Annotated in this window: 2 protein-coding genes and 1 tRNA gene; 1 reads left to right on the forward strand and 2 read right to left on the reverse strand. The window is 72.2% G+C overall.

Annotation, left to right across the window (positions count from 1 at the left end; genetic code table 11):
• Window positions 1–1,151, reverse strand: a 1,151-nt coding sequence (locus ACZ6ZT_RS13680; protein WP_469719060.1) for a HAMP domain-containing protein, incomplete at its 3' end; no start/stop codon positions are given.
• 191 nt (window positions 1,152–1,342) lie between these two features.
• Here ACZ6ZT_RS13680 and ACZ6ZT_RS13685 point away from each other — a divergent pair.
• Complete coding sequence (locus tag ACZ6ZT_RS13685) at window positions 1,343–3,904, forward strand: SpoIIE family protein phosphatase (RefSeq protein ID WP_469719090.1); 2,562 nt, start codon at window positions 1,343–1,345, stop codon at window positions 3,902–3,904.
• A 112-nt stretch (window positions 3,905–4,016) separates the two neighbouring features.
• Here ACZ6ZT_RS13685 and ACZ6ZT_RS13690 read toward each other — a convergent pair.
• Window positions 4,017–4,092, reverse strand: a tRNA-Thr gene (locus tag ACZ6ZT_RS13690).
• Between the last annotated feature and the right edge of the window lie 58 nt (window positions 4,093–4,150).

The raw sequence follows: 4,150 nt of genomic DNA on the forward strand, positions 1-4,150 counted from the left end.
TGCGCCTGACCGCCCAGCAGACCCTTGGCGCCCACCTCGCTGGCCACGCGCGTGACCTCGTCCGCGAAGGTCCGCAGCGTTTCGGTCATCTGGTTGATCGTTTCGGCCAGTTGCGCGACCTCGCCGCGCGCGCTGACCCGCACCTTCTGCGACAGGTCGCCGTTCGCGACGGCCGTCGTGACCTGGGCGATGCCCCGCACCTGGGCCGTGAGGTTCCCCGCCATCGTGTTGACGGAGTCGGTCAGGTCCTTCCAGACGCCCGCGACCCCGGGCACCTTCGCCTGACCGCCCAGCTCGCCCTCCGTACCCACCTCGCGGGCGACGCGGGTCACCTCGGAGGAGAAGGACGACAGCTGGTCCACCATCGTGTTCACGGTGTTCTTCAGCTGGAGCATCTCGCCGGCCACGTGCACCGTGACCTTGCGCGACAGATCGCCCTTGGCCACCGCCGTCGTGACGAGAGCGATGTCACGCACCTGGGCGGTGAGCCGGTACGCCATCGTGTTGACGGAGTCGGTCAGGTCCTTCCAGGAACCGGACATCCCGCGAACCTGCGCCTGGCCGCCGAGCTTGCCCTCGGTGCCCACCTCCAGCGCCACCCGCGTCACCTCGTCGGTGAACGCCGACAGCTGGTCGACCAGGTTGTTGACCGTCCGGCCGACCTTCAGGAACTCCCCGCGCAGCGGATGCCCCACCCCTTCCGGGGCCTGGGTCCGCAGGTCCATCCGCTGATCCAGATCACCCTCGGCCACCGCCGACAGCACCCGGCCCACCTCGGACACCGGCCGGGCGAGATCGTCGACCAGCTGGTTCGAGGCGTCGATCGCCGCCGCCCACGAGCCCTCACAGGCACCCGTTTCCAGCCGTTCGCTCAGCTTGCCCTCGCGCCCCACCATCCGCCGGACCCGGGACAGCTCCCCGGTCAGGTGGAGGTTGCGGTCGGCGACCTCGTTGTAGACGGCGGCGATCTCCGCCATCACGCCCTCACCGGACACCGTCAGCCGCTTGCGGAAGTTCCCGTCCCGCATCGACACCAGGGCCGTGAGCAGCCGGTTCAGCGCGGCGGTATCGACTTCCGTCGTGCCGCCCCGCCGGGACCGTCCGCCCTTAGGGCGCGTTCCCGTACGCCGCACCGCCGCGCCAGACTCCACCGTGTCCCTCCCGAAAGGGTCGACCGCTGTTCCACCGGACATCCGACTATCCAAGACCGGCTCTCCAAGACTGCCCAGTGTTTCACCCCGGCCCAACCAGGCCATAACACTCCGGCACCATCGCACACCGGCCGCACCTCGCGGGTGGAATCCCGGAGGCAGGCCACCCCGCGACCACGAAGGTAAGTAACCTGGCTACCGATGTCCCACCGCGTCGAAGGAGACTTGTGATCACGGCACGGGCGGCTGCCAGTTTCGACCCTCAAGGGCGCTCGGTCGCCGCCGCCCGCGCGTTCGTCCGCGACACCCTGCAGGGCTGGGGCTTCGCGGACATCGTCGACGACGCGGTGGTGCTCACCAGCGAGCTCGTCACCAACGCCGTGGTCCACGCCGGCACCCGGGCCGAAGTCCTGTGCCTGCGCACCGAGGACGGCGTACGCGTCGAGGTCGGCGACCGGTATCCAGAACGCGAACTCCCGCTCCAGCACCCCGGCGAGCGCCCGTACGCCGACCCGGACCGCGAGAGCGGCCGCGGCCTCATGCTCTGCGCCGCCCTCGCCACCCGCTGGGGCGTCGAGTACACCGCCACCCACAAACACGTCTGGTTCCGCCTCGACCTCCCGGACCGTCCGGTCGGTACCCGCTCGGCGGGACCCGTCGTCCCCGACCAGCTGCTGCCCCTCGCCGACAGCCGGGTCCGCGTCGCCGTCCTCCAGATCGACTCCGCCGACACCGTCTCCGCCTGGAACGACGACGCCGAGCACATCTTCGGCCACCCCGCCGAGAAGGCCGTCGGCCGCCCCCTCGCCGAACTCGCCGCCTGGCCCCAGACCCCCGGCACGGGCACCGGCGTCGCCGAGGCCCTGCGCCTGTCCCGCTGGGAGGGCAGCTACGGCATCCGCGGAGCCGACGGCCGGGTCATCCCCGTCTACGCCTCCCACCTGCGCGTCCGCGACGCCCACGGCGAGCCCTCCATCGTCTGCCTCCTCGTCCACGACGACGAGCGCGCCCTGCTCCAGACCCCCGCCCGGGTCCCCTCCTCCGACGGCGGCCAGCTCACCGAGCCGCGCCCCGCCGACCCCTTCGAGCTGTTCATCGGCTCCCCCGCCCCCGACGACCTGGAGGGCCTCCTCCAGCGCACCGTCGAGCGGTCCCGCGACATGCTCGACGCCGACGCCGCCTTCCTGCTCCTGGCCACCGACGACGAGACCGAGCTGGAGGTCCGCGCGACCACCGGCCTGCCCTCCACCCGCCAGCGCTTCGCCCGCGTCCCCGTCGAGGCCGGCACCAGCCGCTACGGCTCCGCCCGCATGCCCGCCGTCCACGACGACCTCGCCGCCGTCCCCGGAGCCGTCCCGCTCCTGGAAGCCACCGGCATGCGCTCCGTGGTCACGGTCCCCCTCAAAGTCGAGGGCCGGCTCACCGGCTCCCTCGGCGTCGCCGCCGAGGCCCCCGGCCGCTACTCCAACGAAGAGGCCCTGCGCCTCCAGTTCGCCGCCGACCGGATCGCCCTCGCCGTCGAGTCCGCCCGCCTCGGCGAACTGGAACGGTTGCGCCGCGGCTCCCTCTCCTTCCTCGTCGAAGCCTCCGACCTGCTCGCCGGCACCCTCGACCGGGACCAGACCCTGGCCCTGATGGCCCAGATGACCGTCCCCACCCTGGCCACCTGGTGCGCCGTCTACACGATCGCCGACCCGGCCTCCGACCCCTTCCTCGCCTACGTCCTGCACGAGGACGAGGAACGCATCGACGGCCTCAAGGAACTCCTGTCCCGGGTCAGCCCGCCCGACCCGGTCCGCGAGGCCGGCGCCCGCACCTGGGCCGAGGCCTCCCTCGCGGTCGGCGGCGAGACCGTGGTGCTGCCCCTGCTGGCCCGCAACCGGGTCATCGGCATGCTCACCCTCGGCAAGCCCCGCGAGGAACACTTCCGCCAGGAGATCCTCGAACTCGCCGACGACCTCTCGCGCCGGGCCGCCCTCGCCCTCGACAACGCCCGCCTCTACTCCGAGCGCACCGCCATCAGCCGCTCCCTCCAGCGCAGCCTGCTGCCCCCCGGCTCCCCCGCCGTCCCCGGCATGGAGGTCGAGGTCATCTACCGCGCGGCCGGCGAGGGCAACGAGGTGGGCGGTGACTTCTACGACGTCTTCCCGATCCGCGAGGGCGTGTACGGCTTCGCCATCGGCGACGTCTGCGGTACGGGCCCCGAGGCGGCCGCCGTCACCGGCCTGGCCCGCCACGCCCTGCGCCTGCTGGCCCGCGAGGGCCTGAGCGCCCCCGCGGTACTGGAACGCCTTAACGCGGCCATCCTCGACGAGGGCGCCCGCAGCCGCTTCCTCACCCTGTTGTACGGAGAGCTGCACCCCCGGCCCGACGGCGGCGCCCTCATGAAGGTCGTCTGCGCGGGCCACCCCCTCCCGCTGCGCCTGCGCCCCGACGGCCAGGTCAGCCCGGCCGCCGAACCACAGCCCCTGCTCGGCGTGATCGACGACCTCGACCTCTACGAACAGACCCTGACCCTGGAGCCGGGCGACGTCCTGCTCTGCGTCACGGACGGCGTCACGGAACGCCGCGAGGGCACGCGCATGCTCGGCGACGACGGCCTCGCCGAAGTCCTCACCACCTGTACGGGCCTCACGGCCGGCGCGGTCGCCTCCCGCATCCTGCGCGCGGTGGAACGCTTCGCCGCGGAGCCCGCCTCGGACGACATGGCCATCCTGGCCTTCCGCGTCCCCCAGCAGCGCGAGGGCGACTGACCGCCCGTTTCCGGCGGCCGGCGGAAACCTCCGCCGGCCACGGCCCTCCCTCATGCCCTGACCTGACCGGAAACGCAAAAAGGCCCCCGCCAATAGGCGGGGGCCTTCTCGTTGGAGCCCTTTAACGGAATCGAACCGTTGACCTTCTCCTTACCATGGAGACGCTCTACCGACTGAGCTAAAAGGGCGGGTTGTTCGGCGGCGTCCTACTCTCCCACAGGGTCCCCCCTGCAGTACCATCGGCGC

It is taken from the genome of Streptomyces sp. NPDC102258 (assembly GCF_055584685.1).